This window comes from Streptomyces sp. NPDC107498 (assembly GCF_055582805.1).
Window position 1 is genome coordinate 126,596 of the sequence record NZ_JBVJPE010000019.1, and the last position, 20,026, is coordinate 146,621.

Sequence of the window (20,026 nt, forward strand, 5' to 3'; positions counted from 1 at the left end):
CGCACACGGGGTCGGCTACAACACCAGCGACAGCAGCAGGACGAACACGATGCCGACGACCGAGATGATCGTCTCCATCACCGACCAGGTCTTGACCGTCTGGCCGACGCTCATGCCGAAGTACTCCTTCACCAGCCAGAAGCCGGCGTCGTTGACGTGGCTGAAGAAGAGCGAACCGGCGCCGATCGCGAGGACGAGCAGCGACACCTCACCCGTCGACATGCCCTCGGCGAGCGGGGCCACCAGGCCGGCCGCCGAGATCGTCGCCACGGTGGCCGAGCCGGTCGCGAGCCGGATCGCGACCGCGATCAGCCAGGCGAGCAGCAGGGCCGGGATCGACCAGTCCTTCGAGAAGTCGAGGATCATCTGGCCGACGCCGATGTCGATCAGGGTCTGCTTGAAGCCGCCGCCCGCGCCGACGATCAGCAGGATGCCGGCGATGGGGGCGAGCGACTTCTCGACGGTGGAGGACAGCCGCTCCCGGGTGAAGCCGGCCGCGCGGCCCATCGTGAACATGGCGACCATGACGGCCGCGAGCAGTGCGATCAGCGGCGAGCCGATGACGTCGGTGACCTTCTGCACGCCGTTCTCGGGGTCGTCGACCACGATGTCGACGAGCGCCTTGACCAGCATCAGGACGACCGGCAGCAGGATGGTCGCGACGGTGACGCCGAAGCCGGGGCGCTTCTCCAGGTCCTCGGAAGGGCGCGTGGGGATCATCTTCTCGGGGGCCTTGATGTCCACCCAGCGGGCGGCGTACTTGGAGAAGACCGGACCGGCGATGATCACGGTGGGTATGGCGACGACCAGGCCGAGCGCGAGGGTCACGCCCAGGTTGGCGCCGACCGCGTCGATCGCGACGAGCGGGCCGGGGTGCGGCGGGATGAGGCCGTGCATCACGGACAGGCCGGCCAGGGCCGGGATGCCGATCCGCATCAGCGAGTAGTCGCCGCGCTTGGCCACCATGAGCACCACCGGGATCAGCAGCACGATGCCGACCTCGAAGAAGAGCGGCAGACCGATCACGGAGGCGATCAGGACCATCGCCCAGGGCATGGCCCGCTTGCCGGTCCTCGCCAGGATGGTGTCCACGATCTGGTCGGCGCCGCCGGAGTCGGCGAGCAGCTTGCCGAGGATCGCGCCGAGCGCGATGAGCACGCCCACCCCGGCCACGGTGTTGCCGAGTCCGGTGCTGAACGACGTGATGGTGTCCGCGAGCGGGGCGCCCGCGAACGAGCCGAGCGCCAGCGAGCCGATGGTCAGCGCGAGGAACGCGTGCAGCTTGAACTTGGTGATGAGCAGGACGATGACGGCGATGCCGGCGAGCACGGCGATCCCGAGCTGGGCGTCGCCTGCCGAGGTGATCGGTTCGGCGGCGTCCGCTGCCAGGGTCTCGACGCTGAGACTGGTCACGGTGGTGTCCTTCGTGGGGCAGGTGGGGACGGGGCGGGGAGGGTCAGCCGGCCAGGCCGCGCAGGGCGGCGACGGCGCGGGCGGTGATCTCCTCCGGGGTGCCGGAGACGTCGACGGCGACGCCGGCCTCGTCGTCCTGCAGCGGCTGCAGGGTGGCGAACTGGGAGTCGAGGAGCGCGGTGGGCATGAAATGGCCCCTGCGTGCGGCCATCCGCTCCTCGATCAGCTCCCGGTCACCGGTCAGATGCAGGAAGACGACCCCGGGCGCGGCGGCACGCAGCCGGTCCCGGTAGCTCCGCTTGAGGGCGGAGCTGCTCACGACCCCGCCGAGCCCGGCCCGGCCGTGCGCCCACTCCCCGATGGCGTCGAGCCAGGGCCCCCGGTCCGTGTCGTCCAGCGGGACGCCGGCCGACATCTTGGCGACGTTGGCCGCCGGGTGGAAGTCGTCGCCCTCGGCGTACGGCAGGCCGAGCGCCTCCGCGACCAGCGGACCGACGGTGGTCTTGCCGGTCCCGGCGACGCCCATCACGACGACGACCGGGGGAGCGGTGAGGGGGGTGGTGCTCATGGGGGGGTGCCTCGCTGTCTTCATCGACATCGATTCGGTGAATCCGTCGCGCTCATGAAACCCATTGGGTACGACGTATTCAAGAGCCTGTGACATAAAAGTAGTACTTTTAATTCCGGGTGTGGTCACGCGGACCCGCGCGCATAGGCTGATCACCATGACGACACCGGCCCAGGGGCTCCACTCGCACGTCCTGGCCGCCCTGGGCCTCGCGATCACCGCCGGGGAGTACCCGCCGGGCACCGTGCTGCGCACCGACGAGCTCGCCCGGCGCTTCGACGTCTCCCGGACCGTCGTCCGCGAGGTCGTGCGGGTCCTGGAGTCCATGCACCTCGTCGAGTCCCGCCGCCGCGTCGGCGTCACCGTGCTGCCCACGGCCAGCTGGAACGTGTACGACCCCCAGGTCATCCGCTGGCGGCTCGCCGGCGCCGACCGCCCCCGCCAGCTCCGCTCGCTCACCGTGCTCCGCTCGGCCGTCGAGCCCGTCGCCGCGGGACTGGCCGCGCTGAACGCCACCCCCGAGCAGTGCCGCGAGCTCACCGAGCAGGCCCTCGGTATGGTCGCCACCTCGCGCGGCCGGCGCCTGGAGGAGTACCTCGTCCACGACATCGCCTTCCACCGGGTCGTGCTGGGCGCCTCGGGCAACGAGATGTTCGCCCGCCTCGGCGACGTCGTCGCCGAGGTCCTCACCGGCCGCACCCACCACCACGTGATGTTCGAGGACCCCGACCCGGCCGCCGTCACCCTCCACGTCCAGGTCGCCGAGGCCGTGCGGGAGCGGGACGCGGCCCGCGCCGAGGAGCTCACCCGCCGGATCGCGGTCGGCGCCCTGCGGGAGCTGGACGTCCTCGCCCCGTAGTTCACCGTCCGTTGGCCGGCCGTAAAGCTCTGAACTAGCTCAAATATGGGCGTTCAGTGACATGCGCCACAGTCAGCCGGGCGCCCTTGCCGTGAGGATGTGCGCTGGCCGTGCCGGGGAGACCCCCCACTCAGGTACGGCCGGGTACCGCACAGACCCCTCACGAAGGCGAACAACTCCATGACTGACCGCGTCATCGCGGCCGAGCCGCTGTCCGCCGCTCCGGCGAACCCGGCCGCTTCCCCCCACGTCGACGCAGGCGACGCCGGCTACCGCAAGGACCTCAAGTCCCGGCACATCAACATGATCGCCATCGGCGGCGCCATCGGCACCGGCCTCTTCCTCGGCGCCGGCGGCCGCATGTCCCAGGCGGGCCCGTCCCTCTTCATCGCGTACGCCGTCTGCGGCGTCTTCGCCTTCTTCGTGGTGCGCGCCCTCGGCGAGCTGGTGCTCTACCGCCCCTCCTCCGGAGCCTTCGTCTCCTACGCCCGTGAGTTCATGGGCGAGAAGGGCGCCTACACGGCCGGCTGGCTGTACTTCCTCAACTGGTCGACCACCGCCGTCGCCGACATCACCGCGGCCGCCACCTACGCCCACTTCTGGGCCATGTTCAGCGACGTCCCGCAGTGGGTCCTCGCCCTGATCGCCCTCGCGGTCGTCCTCACCGCCAACCTCATCTCCGTGAAGTACTTCGGCGAGATGGAGTTCTGGTTCGCGATCATCAAGGTCGCCGCCCTGGTCGCCTTCATGCTCGTCGGCATCTTCCTCGTCGTCACCTCGCACGACGTCGGCGGCCACACGCCGGGCCTCGCCAACATCACCGACAACGGCGGCATCTTCCCCCAGGGCATGATGCCGATGCTGCTGCTCATCCAGGGCGTCGTCTTCGCCTACGCCTCCGTCGAGCTCTGCGGCGTCGCCGCCGGCGAGACCGAGAACCCCGAGAAGATCATGCCGAAGGCGATCAACTCGATCATGTGGCGCGTCGGCCTCTTCTACGTCGGCTCCGTGGTCCTGCTCGCCCTGATCCTCCCGTACACCGCGTACTCCGGCGACCAGAGCCCCTTCGTCACCGTCTTCGACAAGCTGGGCATCCCCGGCGCCGCCGGCGTGATGAACCTCGTCGTCCTCACCGCCGCCCTCTCCAGCCTCAACTCGGGCCTCTACTCCACCGGCCGCATCCTGCGCTCCATGTCGCTCTCCGGCTCCGCGCCCAAGTTCACCGGCGTCATGAACAAGGGCGGCGTCCCCTACGGCGGCATCCTGCTCACCGCCGGCTTCGGCGTCCTCGGCGTGGCCCTCAACTACGTCATGCCCGGCGAGGCCTTCGAGCTGGTCCTCAACTTCGCCTCGATCGGCATCATCGGCACCTGGGCCATGATCATGGTCTGCTCGCTGCTCTTCTGGCGCGGCGCCAAGGAGGGCAGGGTCACCCGCCCCGGCTACAACCTGCCCTGGGCCCCGTACACCCAGATCGTGACCCTGGTCTTCCTCGCCTCCGTCCTCGTCCTGATGTGGATGGACGGCGGCATCAGCCGCACCACCGTGAACTGCCTGCCGCTCATCGCGGCGGCCCTCGTCGGCGGCTGGTTCCTGGTCCGCCGCCGGGTCCGCGCGACCTCCGCGGCACACCAGGGCTGAGACTCCCCCCACGGGAGACGGCGGGACCCCCACGGGCACGGCCTGCGGGGGTCTCGCCTTTTGTCAGGAGATAGTGGTACGCAGGAGCCTTACAAGATCCGGTCGGAGGAAGGGAAGTTCGCGATGCCGCAGCACGTCCAGGGGGTCATCGCCCCCGGCAGGAACGAACCGGTACGCGTCGAGACCATCGTGATCCCCGACCCCGGCCCCGGCGAGGCCGTCGTCACGATCCAGGCCTGCGGCGTCTGCCACACCGATCTCCACTACAAACAGGGCGCGATCAACGACGAGTTCCCCTTCCTGCTCGGCCACGAGGCCGCGGGAGTCGTCGAGTCCGTCGGCGAGGGCGTCACCGACGTCGCCCCCGGCGACTTCGTGGTCCTCAACTGGCGCGCCGTCTGCGGTACCTGCCGCGCCTGCACGCGGGGCCGCCCCTGGTACTGCTTCGCCACCCACAACGCGAAGCAGAAGATGACCCTGCTCGACGGCACCGAGCTCTCCCCGGCCCTCGGCATCGGCGCCTTCGCCGAGAAGACCCTCGTCGCCGCCGGCCAGTGCACCAAGGTCGACCCGTCCGTCGCTCCCGAGGTCGCGGGCCTCCTCGGCTGCGGCGTGATGGCCGGCATCGGCGCCGCGATCAACACCGGGAACGTCGGCCGCGGCGACACCGTCGCCGTCATCGGCTGCGGCGGCGTCGGCGACGCGGCGGTCGTCGGCTCCCGCCTCGCCGGAGCCGCGAAGGTCATCGCCGTCGACATCGACGACCGGAAGCTGGACAAGGCCCGCGAGATGGGCGCCACCCACACGGTCAACTCCCGCACCGCCGACGCCGTCGAGGCGATCCGCGAGCTCACCGGCGGCTTCGGCGCCGACGTCGTCATCGAGGCCGTCGGCCGCCCCGAGACGTACGAGCAGGCCTTCTACGCCCGCGACCTCGCCGGCACCGTCGTCCTCGTCGGCGTCCCCGGCCCCGAGATGAAGCTGGAGCTCCCGCTCCTCGACGTCTTCGGCCGCGGCGGATCCCTCAAGTCCTCCTGGTACGGGGACTGCCTGCCGTCCCGCGACTTCCCGATGCTCATCGACCTGCACCAGCAGGGCCGCATCGACCTCGCCGCCTTCGTCACCGAGACCATCGGCCTCGGCGACGTCGAGAAGGCCTTCGCCCGCATGCACGAGGGCGACGTCCTGCGCTCGGTGGTGGTCCTCTGATGGCCGCCCGCATCGACCACCTCGTCACCTCCGGCACCTTCAGCCTCGACGGCGGCACCTGGGACGTCGACAACAACGTCTGGATCGTCGGCGACGACTCCGAGGCCATCGTCATCGACGCCGCCCACGACGCCGGGGCGATCCTCGCCGCGCTCGACGGCCGCGCCCTGCGCGCCATCGTCTGCACCCACGCCCACGACGACCACATCGACGCCGCCCCGGCCCTCGCGGCCGCCACCGGCGCCCGGATCCTGCTCCACCCGGCCGACCAGCCGCTGTGGAAGCTCACCCACCCCGACCACAGTCCGGACGGCGACCTCGCCGAGGGCCAGGTCCTCACCATCGCCGGCACGGACCTCACGGTCCTCCACACCCCGGGGCACGCCCCCGGAGCGGTCTGCCTGTACGCCCCCGAGCTGGGCACGGTCTTCAGCGGCGACACCCTCTTCCGGGGCGGCCCCGGCGCCACCGGCCGGTCCTACTCGGACTTCCCGACGATCGTCGGCTCGATCCGGGAGAAGCTCCTTACCCTGCCGCCGGAGACGGTCGTCCGCACCGGCCACGGCGACACCACCACGATCGGCGCCGAGGCCCCGCACCTGGAGGAGTGGATCACCCGGGGCCACTGAGGAGGGCCAGCCGGCTCTCGAACCGCGCCTCGTCGCCCGTGAACGGGTCGGTGAACTCCAGCGTCCGCGCGAGCAGTCGCAGCGGACGCGCGAAGTCCTCCGGCCCGTCCTCACGGACCACCGGGTAGACCGGATCGTCGAGGATCGGCAGCCCGAGGCCGTTCATGTGCACCCGCAGCTGATGGGTGCGCCCGGTCACGGGCACCAGCCGGTAGCGCCCGAGCCCTCCCGCGTGCCCGAGGAGCCCGATCCGGCTCTCGGCGTTCGGCTCGCCCGGCACCTCCCGGGCGGCCATCACCCCGCGCTCCTTCTCGATCCGGCTGCGCACGGTCACCGGCAGCTCCACCGCCGGGTCGTACGGCGCCACCGCCTCGTACTCCTTGCGCACGGCCCGGTCGCGGAAGAGCGTCTGGTACGCCCCCCGGTCCTCCGGCCGTACGACGAACAGCACGAGCCCCGCCGTCAGCCGGTCGAGCCGGTGCGCGGGCTGGAGGCGCGGAAGCCCCAGGTCACGCCGGAGCCGGGCGAGCGCGGTCTCCGTCACGTGCCGGCCCCGGGGCATCGTCGCGAGGAAGTGCGGCTTGTCGACGACCACGATCCGCTCGTCACGGTGCACGATCCCGATCGGGAAGGGCACGGGCGTCTCGGCGGGAAAGTCGCGGTGGAACCAGAGGTGCCGCCCCGCGGCGCACGGCTCGTCCCCGTCGACCGGCCCGTCGACCCCGACGAACCGCCCCTCCCGCAGCATCCCCTCGATCCGCCCGGGCCCGACGGCCGCCCCGTACCGGTCGACGAGGTACTCCCGGACGGTCGCCCAACGCCCCTCGGGGTCCTCCGGCAGCCGCACCCGCACGGGATCGATCCCGTGCAGCTGGGGGAGCGGCGAGGCGGGGGTCCTGGATCTGCGTCGCACCGGTCCCACCGCCGTGATTCCTGCTGCCGTAACAAGAAGGACCCCACGTGACGTGGGGTCCTTCGCTGGTGTCCGAGGGGGGACTTGAACCCCCACGCCCGATAAAGGGCACTAGCACCTCAAGCTAGCGCGTCTGCCATTCCGCCACCCGGACAAGGTGTCTGTCTTCCCGGCCGCTGGGCCCTTCCGACGAGGAAAACCATAGCAAACATTCGGAGCGGTCGATCACCACCCCCGGTCGGCCACCGTCATGTGGCAGCCGCATGTCGCGGGGCCGGCGCCCTTGGGTGCCGAGGGGACCACGCGGGAGGATGGGGGCGACCACCAAGCAACCACGTGGGGCACGTAGTGGGAGGAAGCAGCGTGAGCGAGTCGAACACGGCCCGGAGGGTCAGCGGCGAGGACGAGGTGGTGGACCTCTGTCGCGACCTCATCCGCATCGACACCAGCAACTACGGCGACCACTCCGGCCCGGGAGAGCGGGCGGCGGCCGAGTACGTCGCCGAGAAGCTCGCGGAGGTCGGACTCGAGCCGAAGATCATCGAGTCGCACAAGGGGCGCGCCTCCACCGTCGCCCGGATCGAGGGCGAGGACCCGTCGCGCCCGGCCCTGCTCATCCATGGCCACACCGACGTCGTCCCGGCCAACGCCGAGGACTGGACCCACCACCCCTTCTCCGGCGAGATCGCCGACGGCTGCGTCTGGGGCCGCGGGGCCGTCGACATGAAGGACATGGACGCGATGACCCTCGCGGTCGTCCGCGACCGGCTGCGCAGCGGCCGCAAGCCCCCGCGCGACGTCGTCCTCGCCTTCCTCGCCGACGAGGAGGCCGGCGGCACCTACGGCGCCCGGCACCTGGTCGACAAGCACCGCGACCTGTTCGAGGGGGTCACCGAGGCGATCGGCGAGGTCGGCGGCTTCTCCTTCACGGTCAACGAGAACCTGCGGCTCTACCTGGTCGAGACGGCCCAGAAGGGCATGCACTGGATGCGGCTGACCGTCGAGGGCACGGCCGGCCACGGCTCCATGACCAACGACGACAACGCCATCACGGAGCTCTGCGAGGCCGTGGGCCGCCTCGGCCGCCACCAGTGGCCGGTGAGGGTCACCAAGACCGTGCGGAGCTTCCTCGACGAGCTGTCGGACGCCCTCGGCACCCCGCTCGACCCCGAGGACATGGACGGCACCCTCGCCAAGCTCGGCGGCATCGCCAAGATGGTCGGCGCCACCCTCCGCAACTCGGCCGCCCCGACGATGCTCGGCGCCGGCTACAAGGTGAACGTGATCCCCGGCCAGGCCACGGCGCACGTCGACGGCCGCTTCCTGCCCGGCCACGAGCAGGAGTTCCTGGCCGACCTCGACCGGATCCTCGGCCCCCGCGTGAAGCGCGAGGACGTGCACGGAGACAAGGCCCTGGAGACCAGCTTCGACGGCGCCCTGGTGGACGCCATGCAGCTGGCGCTGCGCGCCGAGGACCCGATCGCCCGCGCCGTGCCGTACATGCTGTCCGGCGGCACCGACGCCAAGTCCTTCGACGACCTCGGCATCCGCTGCTTCGGCTTCGCCCCGCTCCAGCTGCCGCCGGAGCTCGACTTCGCGGGCATGTTCCACGGCGTGGACGAGCGGGTCCCGGTGGACGGTCTCACCTTCGGCGTCCGCGTCCTGGACCGTTTCCTCGACGCCTGCTGAATTCGCCCACGCGTTTGCGTGTGACCGGAAAGAGTGAATGAACTCAAGGGCTCGTAGCCCCCATCATTCCCCCTCGTTACAGGTGGTGCGGTCCGCGGCTGGGACCGCATTGCCAACTAGGAGGAATAATGATCAAGAAGGTCGTCGCTGCTGCGGCTGCCACCGGCGGTCTCGTTCTCGCGGGCGCGGGCATGGCCGTTGCCGACGCGGGTGCCCAGGGTGCCGCCATCGGTTCCCCCGGCGTGCTCTCGGGCAACGTCGTCCAGGTGCCGGTTCACGTTCCCGTGAACGTGTGCGGCAACACGGTCTCCGTGATCGGCCTGCTGAACCCCGCCTTCGGCAACACCTGCGTCAACGCCTGACGTCGTGCCTCGCCCCGTGAGGGTGTGAGCCGGTCCGGCCCCGGAGTGCGTGCCATGCACTCCGGGGCCGGTGGCCATTTCCGCCCCGGGCCGTCCGCCCGGTGGCACTCTTTCGAAGCCGAGCAGGCAGGGAACAAGCTATGCGACAGGTCACGCGCAAGGGCCTCATCACCGTCGCGGCCGCCGGAGGCGTCTTCGCCGCCGTCGGCGGCGGATATGCGCACGCCGATTCCGGCGCGAACGGTACGGCCATGAATTCCCCGGGCGTCGCGTCCGGAAATTCCGTCCAGGTCCCGGTGCACGCGCCGGTGAACGCCTGCGGGAACACCGTCAACGTCATCGGACTGCTCAATCCGGCCTTTGGCAACACGTGCGCCCACACCTCCCCGTCCGGTGGCGGATCCTCCGCCGGGACCCACACCGGAAACTCTCCCGGCGTGGGCTCGGGCAACACCGTCGAGGTGCCGGTCGACGTCCCGGTGAACGTCTGCGGCAACGACGTCACGGGCGTCGGCCTGGGCAACGCCGCCATGGGCAACGACTGCACGAACGGCGGGGACACGGGCTACGGGGACGAGGAGCCGGGCAACCCCGGCAACCCCGGCAACCCGGGCAACCCCGGCAACCCCGGGAACCCCGGGAATCCCGGGAACCCTGGGAATCCGGGCAACCCTGGGAATCCGGGCAACCCCGGGAACCCCGGCCACCCGGGCACTCCTGGCACCCCCGGCCACCCGGGCACCCCCGGCCACCCCGGCAACGAGGGCGGGGGGAACACCCCCGGTACGCAGGTCGTCACTCCGCCGCGTGCCGTCGAGGAGCTCGCCGAGACCGGCTCCGGTTCGCTCGGCGTGATCCTTCCGGCCGGCGCCGGGATGCTGCTCGCCGGCTCGCTGATCTACCGCCGCGCCCGCCGCGCCGCCTGAGCCGCCGCGCCACGCACAGGGGCCCCGCACACCGCGGGGCCCCTTCTCGCCGTCTTCTCGTCGTCCGGTGCGCGCTACCAGGTCGCCCGGACCTGGCGGATGATCCGCCGCTTCAGCCGCACTCTGCGGCTCCCGTCCCGGTGCAGGCTCAGACGGTCCAACTCCCAGTGTCCGTACTCGGCATGGTCGGTCAGGAGCCGCGTCGCCTCCTTGCGGGAGACACCGCGCGGCACGTACACGTCGACAAATTCGTATTCCGGCATCGCATCTATTGTGCGGGCACGGGCCCGGTACGGATAGCGTCTGTCCCATGTCTGATGCTGCGCAGCCCACCGCTGCCGAGGTACGTGCCGCCGCCGAGGCGGTCAAGACCGCACTGGACCGTCACCTCGCGGCGGTCGAACGCCGCACGGGAGACGACGACACGGCCGTCTACGAGGCCTTCAACGCCCTCGCCGCGGCCGCCGAGACGTACGACGAACTCCTCTACGACCGCTACGACGAGGTCACCCCCTTCGAGATCCCCGGCGCCGACGGCAACCTGCCGCCGTACGCCGGACCTGACGAACCCCACGCCCTCAGCCTCCTGATCCGCCGCGACTACGCCGTCGCCGAACCACAGCGGCTGCTCGCCCAGGCCCGCCGCGTCGCCGAGCTCGACGACGACGCGGACACCGGCGCGGCCGCCAAGGCCGGCGTCTCGCCGCTCGCCGCGCTCGGCGTGCTCTTCGGCGAGTACGAACCGGACGAGATCGCCTCCCGGCACAAGGAGTTCGGCCTGGAGGAGGGGGACTCCACGCTCTGGGTCACCGCCGCCCAGGAGCTCCCGGAACCGGGGGAGTGGCTGGCCGCCCCCTTCGACCACGCCGATCCCGAGCGGATCGTCTGCCGCTTCGACGTCAGCTCCGTCTTCGACGAGGAGGACGAGGACGAGCCCGTGGACACGGGAGTCCGCGCCGCGGACGTCTGACGGAACCAGGGAGGGCCGGGGCAGCGCGCGCGGCGCCCCGGCCCTCCCGCGTTTCGACCTACTCCCCGTCGGCGGCCAGCAGTGCCTCCAGGAGCGGGCGCAGCCGCGTCGTGCGCTCCGGGGCCACCCCCTCGGCCACCGCGCGCGGCAGCGCCTGGTCCACGCCGTGCACGACCGACAGATGGCGCTCCGCCCGACCGAAGGCCGTGTACACCCACGACCGGCTCAGGCCGCCCGCCGCGTCCCCGGGCAGCACCACCACCACCGCGGGCCAGCGGGTCCCGGCCGCCTGGTGCGCGGTGAGCGCCCAGCCGTGCCGCAGCGCCGACTCCACCCGGTCCCTCGGCACGAGGAGCTCGTCGTGCCCGCAGCGCAGCCGCAGTCCCCCGGCGTCGGCCGCGAGGACCGTGCCCGTCACCGTGCGCCCCGGCGCGGGCGCGTACGCCACCCGGTCCCCGGGGTCGTAGCCGCCGAACCGGCCGGGCCCGGGATTGAGCCGCTGCTTCAGGGCGGCGTTCAGCGCGCGCGTGCCGGCGGAGCCGCCGTGGCCGACCGTGACGACCTGCGTCTGCTCGGACGGCACCCCGAGCGCCCGGGGCACCGAGTCCGCCACCAGCTGGACCGTGCGGTGCACGGCCTCGCCCGCGTCCCGCACCGGGACGATCACGACCTCCTTGCCGGGGGCCTCGACCTGGTTCAGCTCGCCGACGCCGATGCCCGACACCAGCTCGCCGAGCGGTCCCGGGTCGGGGACGCGGGAGGCGATCCGCGGGCACACCCGGGACGCGAGCACGTCCGCGAAGACCCGGCCCGCGCCCGGTGCGCCGAGCACCTCCGGATCGCCGCTCAGCACCAGACGGCAGCCGTCCGGCAGCGACTCCACGAGCATCGCGCCCGCCTCCACGTCCAGCTGCGGGGCGTCGAGGACCACGAGCAGGTCCAGGGCGAGCGCGCCGTCCTCGTCGCGGCCGGGGCCGACGGCCCCGGAGAGCAGGTCGGCGACCGTGACCGCGTCCACCCCGGCGCCGAGCGCGCGACGCCCGCCGTCCGCGTGGACGGCCACCAGGGTGCGCAGTCCCCGCTCACGGGCCGCCGCGGCGAGCGCCACCGGTTCGGCGCGGGCGGCCTCCCCGCCCGTGTGCAGGACGAGGCCGTGCGCCCCGACGGCGCGCTCCAGCTCGCCGCCCTCCCAGGCGTCGGCCTTCGCCGTCCTGACCAGCCGGGCGAGTCCGTCGGCGAGGCTCTCCTCCGCCAGCGCGTACCGGTCGAGTCCGAGCAGCGGGGGCGCGGCGGGCTCCCGCTCCGCGGCGGGCGCGGGAGCCTCCTCGGTGTCCTCGTCGCCCTCGGGCTCCTCCGCCGTCTCCTCCTCCTGGAAGAGGAGGACCGCGCCCTCGGAGACCGCCGTCTCGACCGCCTGCTCCGGATCGGGCACCGCGTGCCCGGCGAGCCCGGCGCACACGGCCCGGACCTCCAGGGCCGTGTGCCCCTGGGCGGCGGCCCGCTCCAGGAGCCACACGGTCAGGGCGACCGCGCGGCGCGGGTCGTCGGGGCCGCACGCGGGGCCGAGCAGCGCCCGCGCGAAGCCGTCGGCCTGCTCCGGCCGGACCCCCGGCACCACGAGCAGCTGCCACGGGTCCTCGCGCAGCGCCGGGGCCGCGCCCTCGCCGAGCACGGCGGCGACCCGGTCGGCCAGCGCCTCCGGGGCGCCGCCCTCTGCGAGGACCTCGCGCACGGCGGCCGTGGTGCCGGGCGCCGGAGCCGTCGGCCGCTCCGGTGCGGGGGGCCGCACGGTCGCCGCAGGGGCCGGCTCGGTGGCGGGGCGGGGTGCGGGCTCGGGTGCCTCGTAGAACGCGCTGCCCGAGGCGGCGCCGCCCTCGACGGCCCGGACGGCGGCGAGGAGGTCGGCCGCGGTGCCGCTCAGCTTGGCGCCGCTCTCCACCGGACCGCCCTTCTCGGCCTTCCGGGCCTCGATCCTGGCCCGCAGCTCCCGCTGCGCGGCGAGCTCGGCCTGCGCGTCGCTCACCTCGGGACCGCCGTCGCCCTCGGCCGCCCCCGCCGCCTCGCCGTCGCCCGACCGCCCGGCGGCCTCCGGCTCCTCGGCGGGCTCCGGTTCTTCGGCGGCCTCCGGCCCCTCGGCCGTCATCGGCTCCCCGGCCGCTCCCGGCTGTTCGGGGGAGGCGGGCTCCCCGTCCGTACCGGGCTCTTCGGTCGTCCCCGGCCCCTCGGTGGAAGCCGGTTCCTCGGCCGCGTCGGGGGCCGGGGTCCCGGCGACCTCCTCCCGCAGGTCCTCGGTGGGCTCCGCGGCCTCGGGCGCGGTCTCCCCGGAAGGCTCGGTCACAAGGTGCTCCAGTCGTGATCCGGATAGCGGTGCACGGGCGCCGACACATCGTCCAGCGCCCGACAGATCTCGTCAGGAAGACTAAGGGCCTCCACTGACAACGCGGTCGCGAGCTGCCGCGCCGTGCGGGCCCCGACGATCGGCGCGGTCACCCCGGGCCGGTCGCGGACCCACGCGAGCGCCACGTGGAGCGGGGTCGTCGCGAGCCCGTCGGCCGCCGTCGCCACCGCGTCCACGATCCGGCCCGCCGCCTCGTCCAGGTACGGCTCCACGAAGGGCGCCATCGTCTCCGAGGCGCCCCGCGAGTCCGTCGGCGTGCCGCCGCGGTACTTCCCCGTCAGGACCCCCCGCCCCAGCGGGGACGAGGGCAGCAGGCCTATGCCGAGGTCCATCGCGGCCGGCAGCACCTCCCGTTCGACGCCCCGCTGGAGCAGCGAGTACTCCAGCTGCGCACCGGCGAGCCGCGTGCGGTCGCCGCCGAGCTGCCAGGTGCCCGCCTTGGCGAGCTGCCAGCCGCAGAAGTTCGACACGCCCGCGTACCGCGCCCGCCCGCTGCGCACCGCGATGTCGAGGGCCTGGAGCGACTCCTCCAGGGGCGTGTGCGGGTCGAAGGCGTGCAGCTGCCACAGGTCCACGTGGTCCGTGCCCAGACGGGTCAGGGAGGCGTCGAGCGCGGCGAGCAGGTGCCCGCGCGAGCCGTCCGTGCGCCGGTCGGGGTCCGGGACGCTGCCCGCCTTGGTGGACAGGACGAGGTCCTGCCGGGGCACCAGGCGCTCCATCAGGCGCCCGAGCAGATACTCCGCCTCGCCCCCGCCGTACACGTCGGCGGTGTCCACGAGGGTGCCGCCCGCGTCCCAGAACGCCTTCAACTGCTCGGCGGCGTCGTGCTCGTCGGTGTCCCGGCCCCAGGTGAGGGTGCCGAGTCCGATGCGCGACACACGCAGGCCGGTACGTCCGAGATGCCTCTGCTCCATGGGCGCGAGATTACTGGCCAGGGCACCACGCGGAGAGAGCCTGTGGACAACCGTGTCCTGACGGACGGCCCGCACGCGCGCTAGAGTCCGGCCCAAGAGACGTTACCGACGGGTAAGGGGTGCGTGGAATGCGACTCGGCATCAACCTCGGCTACTGGGGCGCCGGCATGGACGGCGACAACCTCGCCGTCGCCCAGGAGGCGGACCGCCTCGGCTACGACGTCTGCTGGGCCGCCGAGGCCTACGGCTCCGACGCCCCCACCGTGCTCGCCTGGGTCGCGGCGAAGACCGAACGGATCGACGTCGGCTCCGCGATCATGCAGATCCCGGCCCGCCAGCCCGCCATGACGGCGATGACGGCGGCCACCCTCGACTCGCTCACCGGCGGTCGCTTCCGCCTCGGCCTCGGCGTCTCCGGACCGCAGGTCTCCGAGGGCTGGTACGGAGTGAAGTTCGACAAGCCGCTCGCCCGGACCCGCGAGTACGTCGAGATCGTCCGCAGGGCCATGACCCGCGAGCGGCTCAGCTACGACGGCGAGCACTGGACCCTGCCGCTCCCCGACGGCCCGGGCAAGCCGATCAAGCTCACCGTGCACCCCCAGCGCGAGCACATCCCGCTCTACATCGCCGCGATCGGTCCGAAGAACCTGGAGCAGACCGGCGAGATCGCCGACGGCGCCCTGCTGATCTTCCCCTCCGCCGAGCACCTGGAGGACACCGCGCTCCGGCACCTGCGCGCGGGCCGCGAGAAGGCCGGTCTGACCATGGACGGCTTCGACGTCTGTCCCACCCTGCCGCTCGCCCTCGGCGACGACGTGACCGCGCTCGCCGACGTGTTCCGGCCGTACACCGCGCTGTACGTCGGCGGCATGGGCAGCCGCAAGCAGAACTTCTACAACCAGCTCGCCCGGCGCATGGGGTACGAGAAGGAGGCCGCCGAGATCCAGGACAAGTACCTGGCCGGCGACAAGGCCGGCGCCGCGGCCGCCGTGCCCCACTCCCTGATCGACCGGACCACCCTGCTCGGCTCCGTCGAACGGATCGCCGAGCGGATGACGGCCTACGCGGAGGCCGGGGTCACCACCCTCACCCTCGCGCCGGCCGGCTTCACCCTGGACGAGCGGGTGGCGGCCCTGCGGGCGGGCGTCGAGGCGATGGAGCGCGCGGGCCTGGCGTGACGCCCGGAGCGGCACCGGGAGCGCCGTCGGAAAGGGAGCCTGCGGCCGTGGTGGGGGCTCGGGGGTCTTCCCCGCCACGGCCGTCATGCAGCACAACGCTCCACCGGGCCCCCGGTTACGCCCACGGGCCTCACTCTTTCGGCCGAGTCGCCGCACCCTCCTGTTGCCCGCCGCCCGGGAGCCGACTTGACTCGTTCTCCCCGGACGTACCGGAGTGCGGACGTCCGCACGGAGGTGGCGGCGATGCTCACGGCCAAGGGCCTGTTCCAGGAAATCATCGACAACGACGAGTCCTTCCGGCTCTTCTGCTCCATCGCCGCGAGCGGCGAGACCCAGGGCGGCTGGGAGAACGCCCGGATCGCGGCCCTCGTCGCACCCGGCATGCGCGCCCTCGCGCCCAAGATCACCCGGCACGGCGCCGACGAGGACAAGCACGGCCGGATCTTCAACGCGTTGATGAAGAAGCGCGGTCTCGAACCCGTCCCCGTGCCTCCCGACACCGACTACACGATGCTGCTCGAACACCGCGGCATCGGCCTCGCGCACGACAAGCTCCGCGCCGACCGGCCGCTGACCGAGGACGACGTCATCGTCTACCTCGCCCACAGCCGGGTCACCGAGCAGCGCGCCGCCGACCAGATGGACATGCTCGTCACGTACTTCGGGGACCACCCCGAACTGGGCAAGGCCATCCACATGATCGACGACGACGAGGCCAACCACCTCGCCTACTGTCACGAGGAACTGCTCCGGCTCGCCCGCCGGGGCCACGGCCGGCTCATCCAGCGGACCCTGCGCGAGTCCGCCCTCACCGAGATCCAGGTCTACCGCGACGTCAGCCTCGCCGTGATGCGCCACATGGGCCGCATCCTGAACTGGCCGAAGCCCAAGGCGGCCGCCCTCGCCGCCGGGATCCACGCCATGTACGCGTACGAGCGCGTCGCCGGCTGGCACCGGATGGTCGACCTGCGGATGCCCGAGCGGCTGGACGCCCTCGGCGGCCCCGCGACGCCCGCCCCCGCCTTCTGAGCGCACCCGACGGGGACGGGCCTCACATCCAGCCGCGCCGCTTGAACACCCGGTACAGCGCGACGACGATGCCCGTCATCACCACGATCACCGCCGGGTACGAGCCCGCCCAGTGCAGCTCCGGCATGTGCTCGAAGTTCATCCCGTAGATCCCCGCGACCATCGTGGGGACCGCGGCCATGGCCGCCCACGCCGAGATCTTCCGCATGTCGTCGTTCTGCCGGACCCCCATCTGCGCGAGATGGGCCGACAGCACGTCCGACAGGAGCCGGTCGAGGCCCTCCACCTGCTCGTTGGAGCGCAACAGGTGGTCGTTGACGTCACGGAAGAAGGGCTGCGAGCGTTCGTTCACGAACGGCACCGTGCCGGCCGTCAGTCGCGCCATCGGTCCGGCCAGCGGGCCGCTCGCCCGCCGGAACTCCAGGACCTGCCGCTTCGCCGTGTAGATCCGCTCCGCCGTGTTGGCCGGGTTGCTCCCGCTGGGCGCGAAGACGTCCGCCTCCAGCTCCTCCAGGTCGACCTGGAGCTCGCCGGCCACGTCGAGGTAGTGGTCCACGATCGCGTCGCTCACCGCGTACAGCACCGCCGTCGGGCCGTGCTTCAGGACCTCCGGGTCGGCCTCCAGGCGCCGGCGCACCTCCGCGAGCGGCGCGCCCTCGCCGTGCCGGACGGTCACGACGAACGAGTCGCCCATGAACACCATCAGCTCGCCCGAGGACACCCGGTCGCTCCGCGGCTCGTACACGATCGGCTTGAGCACCGCGAAGAGCGAGTCGTCGTAGACCTCCAGCTTGGGCCGCTGGTGGGCCTTCAAGGCGTCCTCGACGGCCAGTGGGTGCAGCGCGAACTCCGAGGCGACGTGGTCGAACTCGGCCTCCGAGGGCTCGTGCAGGCCCACCCACAGGAACGCGTCCCCCGTCGCCCGCGCCTCCGCCAGGGCGTCGGAGAGGTCGGCGGGGCCGTCCGTACGGCGCCCGTCCCGGTAGATGGCAGAGTCCACGATCACGCGGCGCATTCTGCCCCGGAACGCCTCCGCCACGCACGCGCGCGCCGGCCGGTCCCGGTGGGTCCCGTCACGCACGCGCGCGGCGACCGGTCCCGGGCGGCCACCCCGCGCACCCGCCCGCCCCGCCCCCGCACCCCCTAGGCTGGCCCGCATGGCCACGCTGATCCTCGTCCGGCACGGACGCTCCACCGCCAACACCTCCGGGGTCCTCGCCGGGCGCACGCCCGGGATCGCGCTCGACGAGCGCGGGGCCGCCCAGGCCGCCGCCCTCCCCGGGCGCCTCGCGGACGTCCCGCTCGCCGCGGCCGTCACCAGCCCCCTCCAGCGCTGCCGGGAGACCCTGCGGCCGCTCCTCGACGCCCGTCCCGGCCTCCCGCTCCACGTCGAGGACCGGATCAGCGAGTGCGACTACGGCGACTGGTCCGGCCGCAAGCTGGCGGAACTCAACGACGAGCCGCTGATGGAGGTCGTCCAGGGGCACGCCTCCGCCGCCGCCTTCCCCGGAGGCGAGTCCATGCGCGCCATGCAGCACCGCGCCGTCGAGGCCGTGCGGGACTGGAACGCCCGCGTCGAGGCCGAGCACGGCGAGGACGCCACGTACCTCATGTGCTCCCACGGGGACATCGTGAAGGCGATCGTCGCCGACGCCCTCGGGCTCCACCTCGACCTCTTCCAGCGCATCCACGTCGACCCCTGCTCGGTCACGGCGATCCGCTACACGCGCCTGCGTCCCTTCCTCCTCCGCCTCGGCGACACCGGGGACTTCGCCGGTTTCGCCCCCCGGGAGCACCCCGGCGGCAGCGGGACCGCGGAGGTCGGTGGCGGTGCGGGCGCACCGTGATCCTCTTGCGCAGTAGGGTGGACGCGCCGCTGTAGTACGACTGTCGAGACCCAAGGAGCCGGGAACGTGTCCCGTCAGGTGTTCCTCTACGACCCGCCGGAGCGTTTCGTGGCCGGCACGGTCGGGCTGCCTGGCCGCCGGACCTTCTTCCTCCAGGCGTCCGCCGGCGGCCGGGTCACCAGCGTCGCCCTGGAGAAGACCCAGGTCGCGGCCCTCGCCGAGCGCATCGACGAACTCCTCGACGAGGTCGTCCGCCGCACCGGGGGCAACGCGCCCGTGCCCGCCGTCGCCCCCGCGGAGATCGCCGACACGGCCCCCCTCGACGTGCCCGTCGAGGAGGAGTTCCGGGTCGGCACCATGGCCCTCGCCTGGGACGGCGAGGAGCAGCGCATGATCGTCGAGGCCCAGGCGCTCGTCGAGCTCGACGTGGATTCCGAGGAGGACCTCGCCGAGGCCGAGGAGCGGCTGCTCCAGGACGAGGAGAACGGCCCGCCGATGCTCCGGGTCCGCCTCAGCGGGGCCCAGGCCCGGGCCTTCGCCAAGCGGGCCCTGGACGTCGTCAACGCCGGCCGGCCGCCGTGCCCGCTGTGCAGCCTGCCGCTCGACCCGGAGGGGCACGTCTGCCCGCGTCAGAACGGATACCGTCGCGGAGCATGAGCAGCCCCGAGAGCGCGCGCGACACGGAGCTGCTCGCGCGCGGTGAGCTGACCGTGCGCGGCCGGGTCCGAGAGGCGTCCAACGCCGTGCTGTACTGCTCCGTCGCCCACGAGGGCCGGGAAGCCGCCTGCGTCTACAAGCCGGTCGCGGGGGAACGGCCCCTGTGGGACTTCCCCGACGGCACCCTGGCCCAGCGCGAGGTCGCCGCGTACGAGATCTCCGAGGCCACCGGCTGGGGCCTGGTCCCGCCGACCGTGCTGCGCGACGGCCCGTACGGGGAGGGCATGGTCCAGCTGTGGATCGAGGCCGACCCCGAGGCGCGGCTCCTGGCGCTCACCGAGGACGAGGAGGCGGGCGAGGGCTGGAAGGCCGTGGGGCCCGCGCAGATCGACGAGGACCGCACCGCGCTCCTCGTCCACGCGGACACCCCCGAGCTGCGTCGGCTCGCCGTCCTGGACGCCGTCATCAACAACGGCGACCGCAAGGGCGGCCATCTGCTGCCGGCCCCCGACGGTCGGCTGTACGGCATCGACCACGGGGTGACCTTCCACGTCGAGGACAAGCTGCGCACGCTGCTGTGGGGCTGGGCGGGCGAGGAACTGCCCGCCGAGGCGGCCGGCGTGCTCGACTCGCTCGACCGGTCCCTGGCCCCGGGAGCGCCGCTCGCCACCCGACTGGCGGAACTCCTGACCGGCGCCGAGGTCGCGGCCGTACGCGCCCGCGTGGGGGCGCTGCGGGCCACCGGGCGGCACCCGGAGCCCTCGGGGCAGTGGCCCGCGATCCCCTGGCCGCCCGTCTGAGCTCCCGGCCCGGCCGATCGTTTT

The 20,026-nt window shown here is 72.8% G+C and carries 20 protein-coding genes and 1 tRNA gene; 13 read left to right on the forward strand and 8 right to left on the reverse strand.

All coding sequences use genetic code 11. The features are described 5' to 3' along the window. Window positions 1–15: 15 nt before the first annotated feature. Both ACZ66Z_RS28605 and ACZ66Z_RS28610 read right to left on the reverse strand, forming a co-directional pair. Window positions 16–1,413: a GntP family permease gene (locus ACZ66Z_RS28605; RefSeq protein ID WP_469938244.1), complete on the reverse strand. Its 1,398-nt coding sequence runs from the start codon at window positions 1,411–1,413 to the stop codon at window positions 16–18. Window positions 1,414–1,456: 43 nt separating this feature from the next. Then, the gene (locus tag ACZ66Z_RS28610; protein WP_469938245.1) at window positions 1,457–1,981 is read right to left on the reverse strand and encodes a gluconokinase; all 525 of its coding nucleotides are present in this window, start codon (window positions 1,979–1,981) and stop codon (window positions 1,457–1,459) included. A gap of 157 nt (window positions 1,982–2,138) precedes the next feature. Here ACZ66Z_RS28610 and ACZ66Z_RS28615 point away from each other — a divergent pair, with 157 nt between their 5' ends. The 4 genes from ACZ66Z_RS28615 (at window position 2,139) to ACZ66Z_RS28630 (ending at window position 6,319) form a co-directional block, all read left to right on the forward strand. Further along, entirely contained in the window at window positions 2,139–2,840 is a 702-nt protein-coding gene (locus ACZ66Z_RS28615; protein ID WP_469938246.1) for a FadR/GntR family transcriptional regulator, read from the forward strand. Window positions 2,841–3,020: 180 nt separating this feature from the next. Next, entirely contained in the window at window positions 3,021–4,481 is a 1,461-nt protein-coding gene (locus tag ACZ66Z_RS28620) for an amino acid permease (protein WP_469938247.1), read from the forward strand. A 123-nt stretch (window positions 4,482–4,604) separates the two neighbouring features. Further along, on the forward strand, window positions 4,605–5,690 hold the full coding sequence (locus ACZ66Z_RS28625; RefSeq protein WP_469938248.1) for an S-(hydroxymethyl)mycothiol dehydrogenase: 1,086 nt from the start codon (window positions 4,605–4,607) through the stop codon (window positions 5,688–5,690). Then, window positions 5,690–6,319, forward strand: a complete 630-nt coding sequence (locus ACZ66Z_RS28630; RefSeq protein WP_469938249.1) for an MBL fold metallo-hydrolase — start codon at window positions 5,690–5,692, stop codon at window positions 6,317–6,319. Before ACZ66Z_RS28625 ends, ACZ66Z_RS28630 begins: the two co-directional genes overlap by 1 nt. Here ACZ66Z_RS28630 and ACZ66Z_RS28635 read toward each other — a convergent pair. Further along, complete coding sequence (locus ACZ66Z_RS28635) at window positions 6,303–7,232, reverse strand: pseudouridine synthase (protein ID WP_469938250.1); 930 nt, start codon at window positions 7,230–7,232, stop codon at window positions 6,303–6,305. The genes ACZ66Z_RS28630 and ACZ66Z_RS28635 overlap by 17 nt on opposite strands. Before the next feature lie 66 nt (window positions 7,233–7,298). Further along, window positions 7,299–7,386 (reverse strand) — tRNA-Leu (locus tag ACZ66Z_RS28640). Window positions 7,387–7,595: 209 nt separating this feature from the next. Here ACZ66Z_RS28640 and ACZ66Z_RS28645 point away from each other — a divergent pair. The 3 genes from ACZ66Z_RS28645 (at window position 7,596) to ACZ66Z_RS28655 (ending at window position 10,209) form a co-directional block, all read left to right on the forward strand. Continuing rightward, window positions 7,596–8,921: a M20/M25/M40 family metallo-hydrolase gene (locus ACZ66Z_RS28645; protein WP_469938251.1), complete on the forward strand. Its 1,326-nt coding sequence runs from the start codon at window positions 7,596–7,598 to the stop codon at window positions 8,919–8,921. 128 nt (window positions 8,922–9,049) lie between these two features. Continuing rightward, window positions 9,050–9,283: a chaplin ChpH gene (gene chpH, locus ACZ66Z_RS28650; protein WP_015032475.1), complete on the forward strand. Its 234-nt coding sequence runs from the start codon at window positions 9,050–9,052 to the stop codon at window positions 9,281–9,283. 140 nt (window positions 9,284–9,423) lie between these two features. Further along, on the forward strand, window positions 9,424–10,209 hold the full coding sequence (locus ACZ66Z_RS28655; RefSeq protein ID WP_469938252.1) for a chaplin: 786 nt from the start codon (window positions 9,424–9,426) through the stop codon (window positions 10,207–10,209). A gap of 74 nt (window positions 10,210–10,283) precedes the next feature. On the opposite strand, the gene ACZ66Z_RS28660 is transcribed toward ACZ66Z_RS28655, so the two are convergent. Next, entirely contained in the window at window positions 10,284–10,472 is a 189-nt protein-coding gene (locus ACZ66Z_RS28660; protein WP_015032473.1) for a DUF5703 family protein, read from the reverse strand. 47 nt (window positions 10,473–10,519) lie between these two features. Here ACZ66Z_RS28660 and ACZ66Z_RS28665 point away from each other — a divergent pair, with 47 nt between their 5' ends. Further along, on the forward strand, window positions 10,520–11,179 hold the full coding sequence (locus ACZ66Z_RS28665) for a hypothetical protein (protein WP_469938253.1): 660 nt from the start codon (window positions 10,520–10,522) through the stop codon (window positions 11,177–11,179). 58 nt (window positions 11,180–11,237) lie between these two features. Here the strand turns inward: ACZ66Z_RS28665 and ACZ66Z_RS28670 are convergent, their stop codons facing one another. After that, on the reverse strand, window positions 11,238–13,517 hold the full coding sequence (locus tag ACZ66Z_RS28670; RefSeq protein ID WP_469938254.1) for a helix-hairpin-helix domain-containing protein: 2,280 nt from the start codon (window positions 13,515–13,517) through the stop codon (window positions 11,238–11,240). After that, complete coding sequence (locus ACZ66Z_RS28675) at window positions 13,514–14,491, reverse strand: aldo/keto reductase (RefSeq protein ID WP_469938255.1); 978 nt, start codon at window positions 14,489–14,491, stop codon at window positions 13,514–13,516. The genes ACZ66Z_RS28670 and ACZ66Z_RS28675 overlap by 4 nt, the downstream gene beginning before the upstream one ends. A gap of 128 nt (window positions 14,492–14,619) precedes the next feature. Here ACZ66Z_RS28675 and ACZ66Z_RS28680 point away from each other — a divergent pair, with 128 nt between their 5' ends. Both ACZ66Z_RS28680 and ACZ66Z_RS28685 read left to right on the forward strand, forming a co-directional pair. Continuing rightward, the gene (locus tag ACZ66Z_RS28680; protein ID WP_469938256.1) at window positions 14,620–15,669 is read left to right on the forward strand and encodes an LLM class F420-dependent oxidoreductase; all 1,050 of its coding nucleotides are present in this window, start codon (window positions 14,620–14,622) and stop codon (window positions 15,667–15,669) included. Between the two features lie 243 nt (window positions 15,670–15,912). Continuing rightward, entirely contained in the window at window positions 15,913–16,698 is a 786-nt protein-coding gene (locus tag ACZ66Z_RS28685; protein ID WP_469938257.1) for a ferritin-like domain-containing protein, read from the forward strand. Between the two features lie 22 nt (window positions 16,699–16,720). On the opposite strand, the gene ACZ66Z_RS28690 is transcribed toward ACZ66Z_RS28685, so the two are convergent. Next, window positions 16,721–17,713, reverse strand: a complete 993-nt coding sequence (locus tag ACZ66Z_RS28690; RefSeq protein ID WP_469938258.1) for a magnesium and cobalt transport protein CorA — start codon at window positions 17,711–17,713, stop codon at window positions 16,721–16,723. A gap of 142 nt (window positions 17,714–17,855) precedes the next feature. Between ACZ66Z_RS28690 and ACZ66Z_RS28695 the strand changes: the two genes are divergently transcribed. The 3 genes from ACZ66Z_RS28695 (at window position 17,856) to ACZ66Z_RS28705 (ending at window position 20,002) form a co-directional block, all read left to right on the forward strand. Next, a complete protein-coding gene (locus ACZ66Z_RS28695; protein WP_469938259.1) occupies window positions 17,856–18,545 on the forward strand; it encodes a histidine phosphatase family protein in 690 nt (229 codons plus the stop codon). Window positions 18,546–18,611: 66 nt separating this feature from the next. Next, a complete protein-coding gene (locus ACZ66Z_RS28700) occupies window positions 18,612–19,202 on the forward strand; it encodes a DUF3090 domain-containing protein (protein WP_093876934.1) in 591 nt (196 codons plus the stop codon). Next, window positions 19,199–20,002, forward strand: a complete 804-nt coding sequence (locus tag ACZ66Z_RS28705; protein ID WP_469938260.1) for an SCO1664 family protein — start codon at window positions 19,199–19,201, stop codon at window positions 20,000–20,002. The genes ACZ66Z_RS28700 and ACZ66Z_RS28705 overlap by 4 nt, the downstream gene beginning before the upstream one ends. Window positions 20,003–20,026: the final 24 nt, after the last annotated feature.

What these genes read in the sequence shown, in the direction of transcription:
- ACZ66Z_RS28610 (WP_469938245.1), bottom strand. Translation starts at nt 1,981, where the DNA reads ATGAGCACCACCCCCCTCACCGCTCCCCCGGTCGTCGTCGTGATGGGC.
- ACZ66Z_RS28615 (WP_469938246.1), top strand. Translation starts at nt 2,139, where the DNA reads ATGACGACACCGGCCCAGGGGCTCCACTCGCACGTCCTGGCCGCCCTG.
- ACZ66Z_RS28620 (WP_469938247.1), top strand. Translation starts at nt 3,021, where the DNA reads ATGACTGACCGCGTCATCGCGGCCGAGCCGCTGTCCGCCGCTCCGGCG.
- ACZ66Z_RS28625 (WP_469938248.1), top strand. Translation starts at nt 4,605, where the DNA reads ATGCCGCAGCACGTCCAGGGGGTCATCGCCCCCGGCAGGAACGAACCG.
- ACZ66Z_RS28630 (WP_469938249.1), top strand. Translation starts at nt 5,690, where the DNA reads ATGGCCGCCCGCATCGACCACCTCGTCACCTCCGGCACCTTCAGCCTC.
- chpH (WP_015032475.1), top strand. Translation starts at nt 9,050, where the DNA reads ATGATCAAGAAGGTCGTCGCTGCTGCGGCTGCCACCGGCGGTCTCGTT.
- ACZ66Z_RS28655 (WP_469938252.1), top strand. Translation starts at nt 9,424, where the DNA reads ATGCGACAGGTCACGCGCAAGGGCCTCATCACCGTCGCGGCCGCCGGA.
- ACZ66Z_RS28660 (WP_015032473.1), bottom strand. Translation starts at nt 10,472, where the DNA reads ATGCCGGAATACGAATTTGTCGACGTGTACGTGCCGCGCGGTGTCTCC.
- ACZ66Z_RS28665 (WP_469938253.1), top strand. Translation starts at nt 10,520, where the DNA reads ATGTCTGATGCTGCGCAGCCCACCGCTGCCGAGGTACGTGCCGCCGCC.
- ACZ66Z_RS28675 (WP_469938255.1), bottom strand. Translation starts at nt 14,491, where the DNA reads ATGGAGCAGAGGCATCTCGGACGTACCGGCCTGCGTGTGTCGCGCATC.
- ACZ66Z_RS28680 (WP_469938256.1), top strand. Translation starts at nt 14,620, where the DNA reads ATGCGACTCGGCATCAACCTCGGCTACTGGGGCGCCGGCATGGACGGC.
- ACZ66Z_RS28685 (WP_469938257.1), top strand. Translation starts at nt 15,913, where the DNA reads ATGCTCACGGCCAAGGGCCTGTTCCAGGAAATCATCGACAACGACGAG.
- ACZ66Z_RS28690 (WP_469938258.1), bottom strand. Translation starts at nt 17,713, where the DNA reads ATGCGCCGCGTGATCGTGGACTCTGCCATCTACCGGGACGGGCGCCGT.
- ACZ66Z_RS28695 (WP_469938259.1), top strand. Translation starts at nt 17,856, where the DNA reads ATGGCCACGCTGATCCTCGTCCGGCACGGACGCTCCACCGCCAACACC.
- ACZ66Z_RS28705 (WP_469938260.1), top strand. Translation starts at nt 19,199, where the DNA reads ATGAGCAGCCCCGAGAGCGCGCGCGACACGGAGCTGCTCGCGCGCGGT.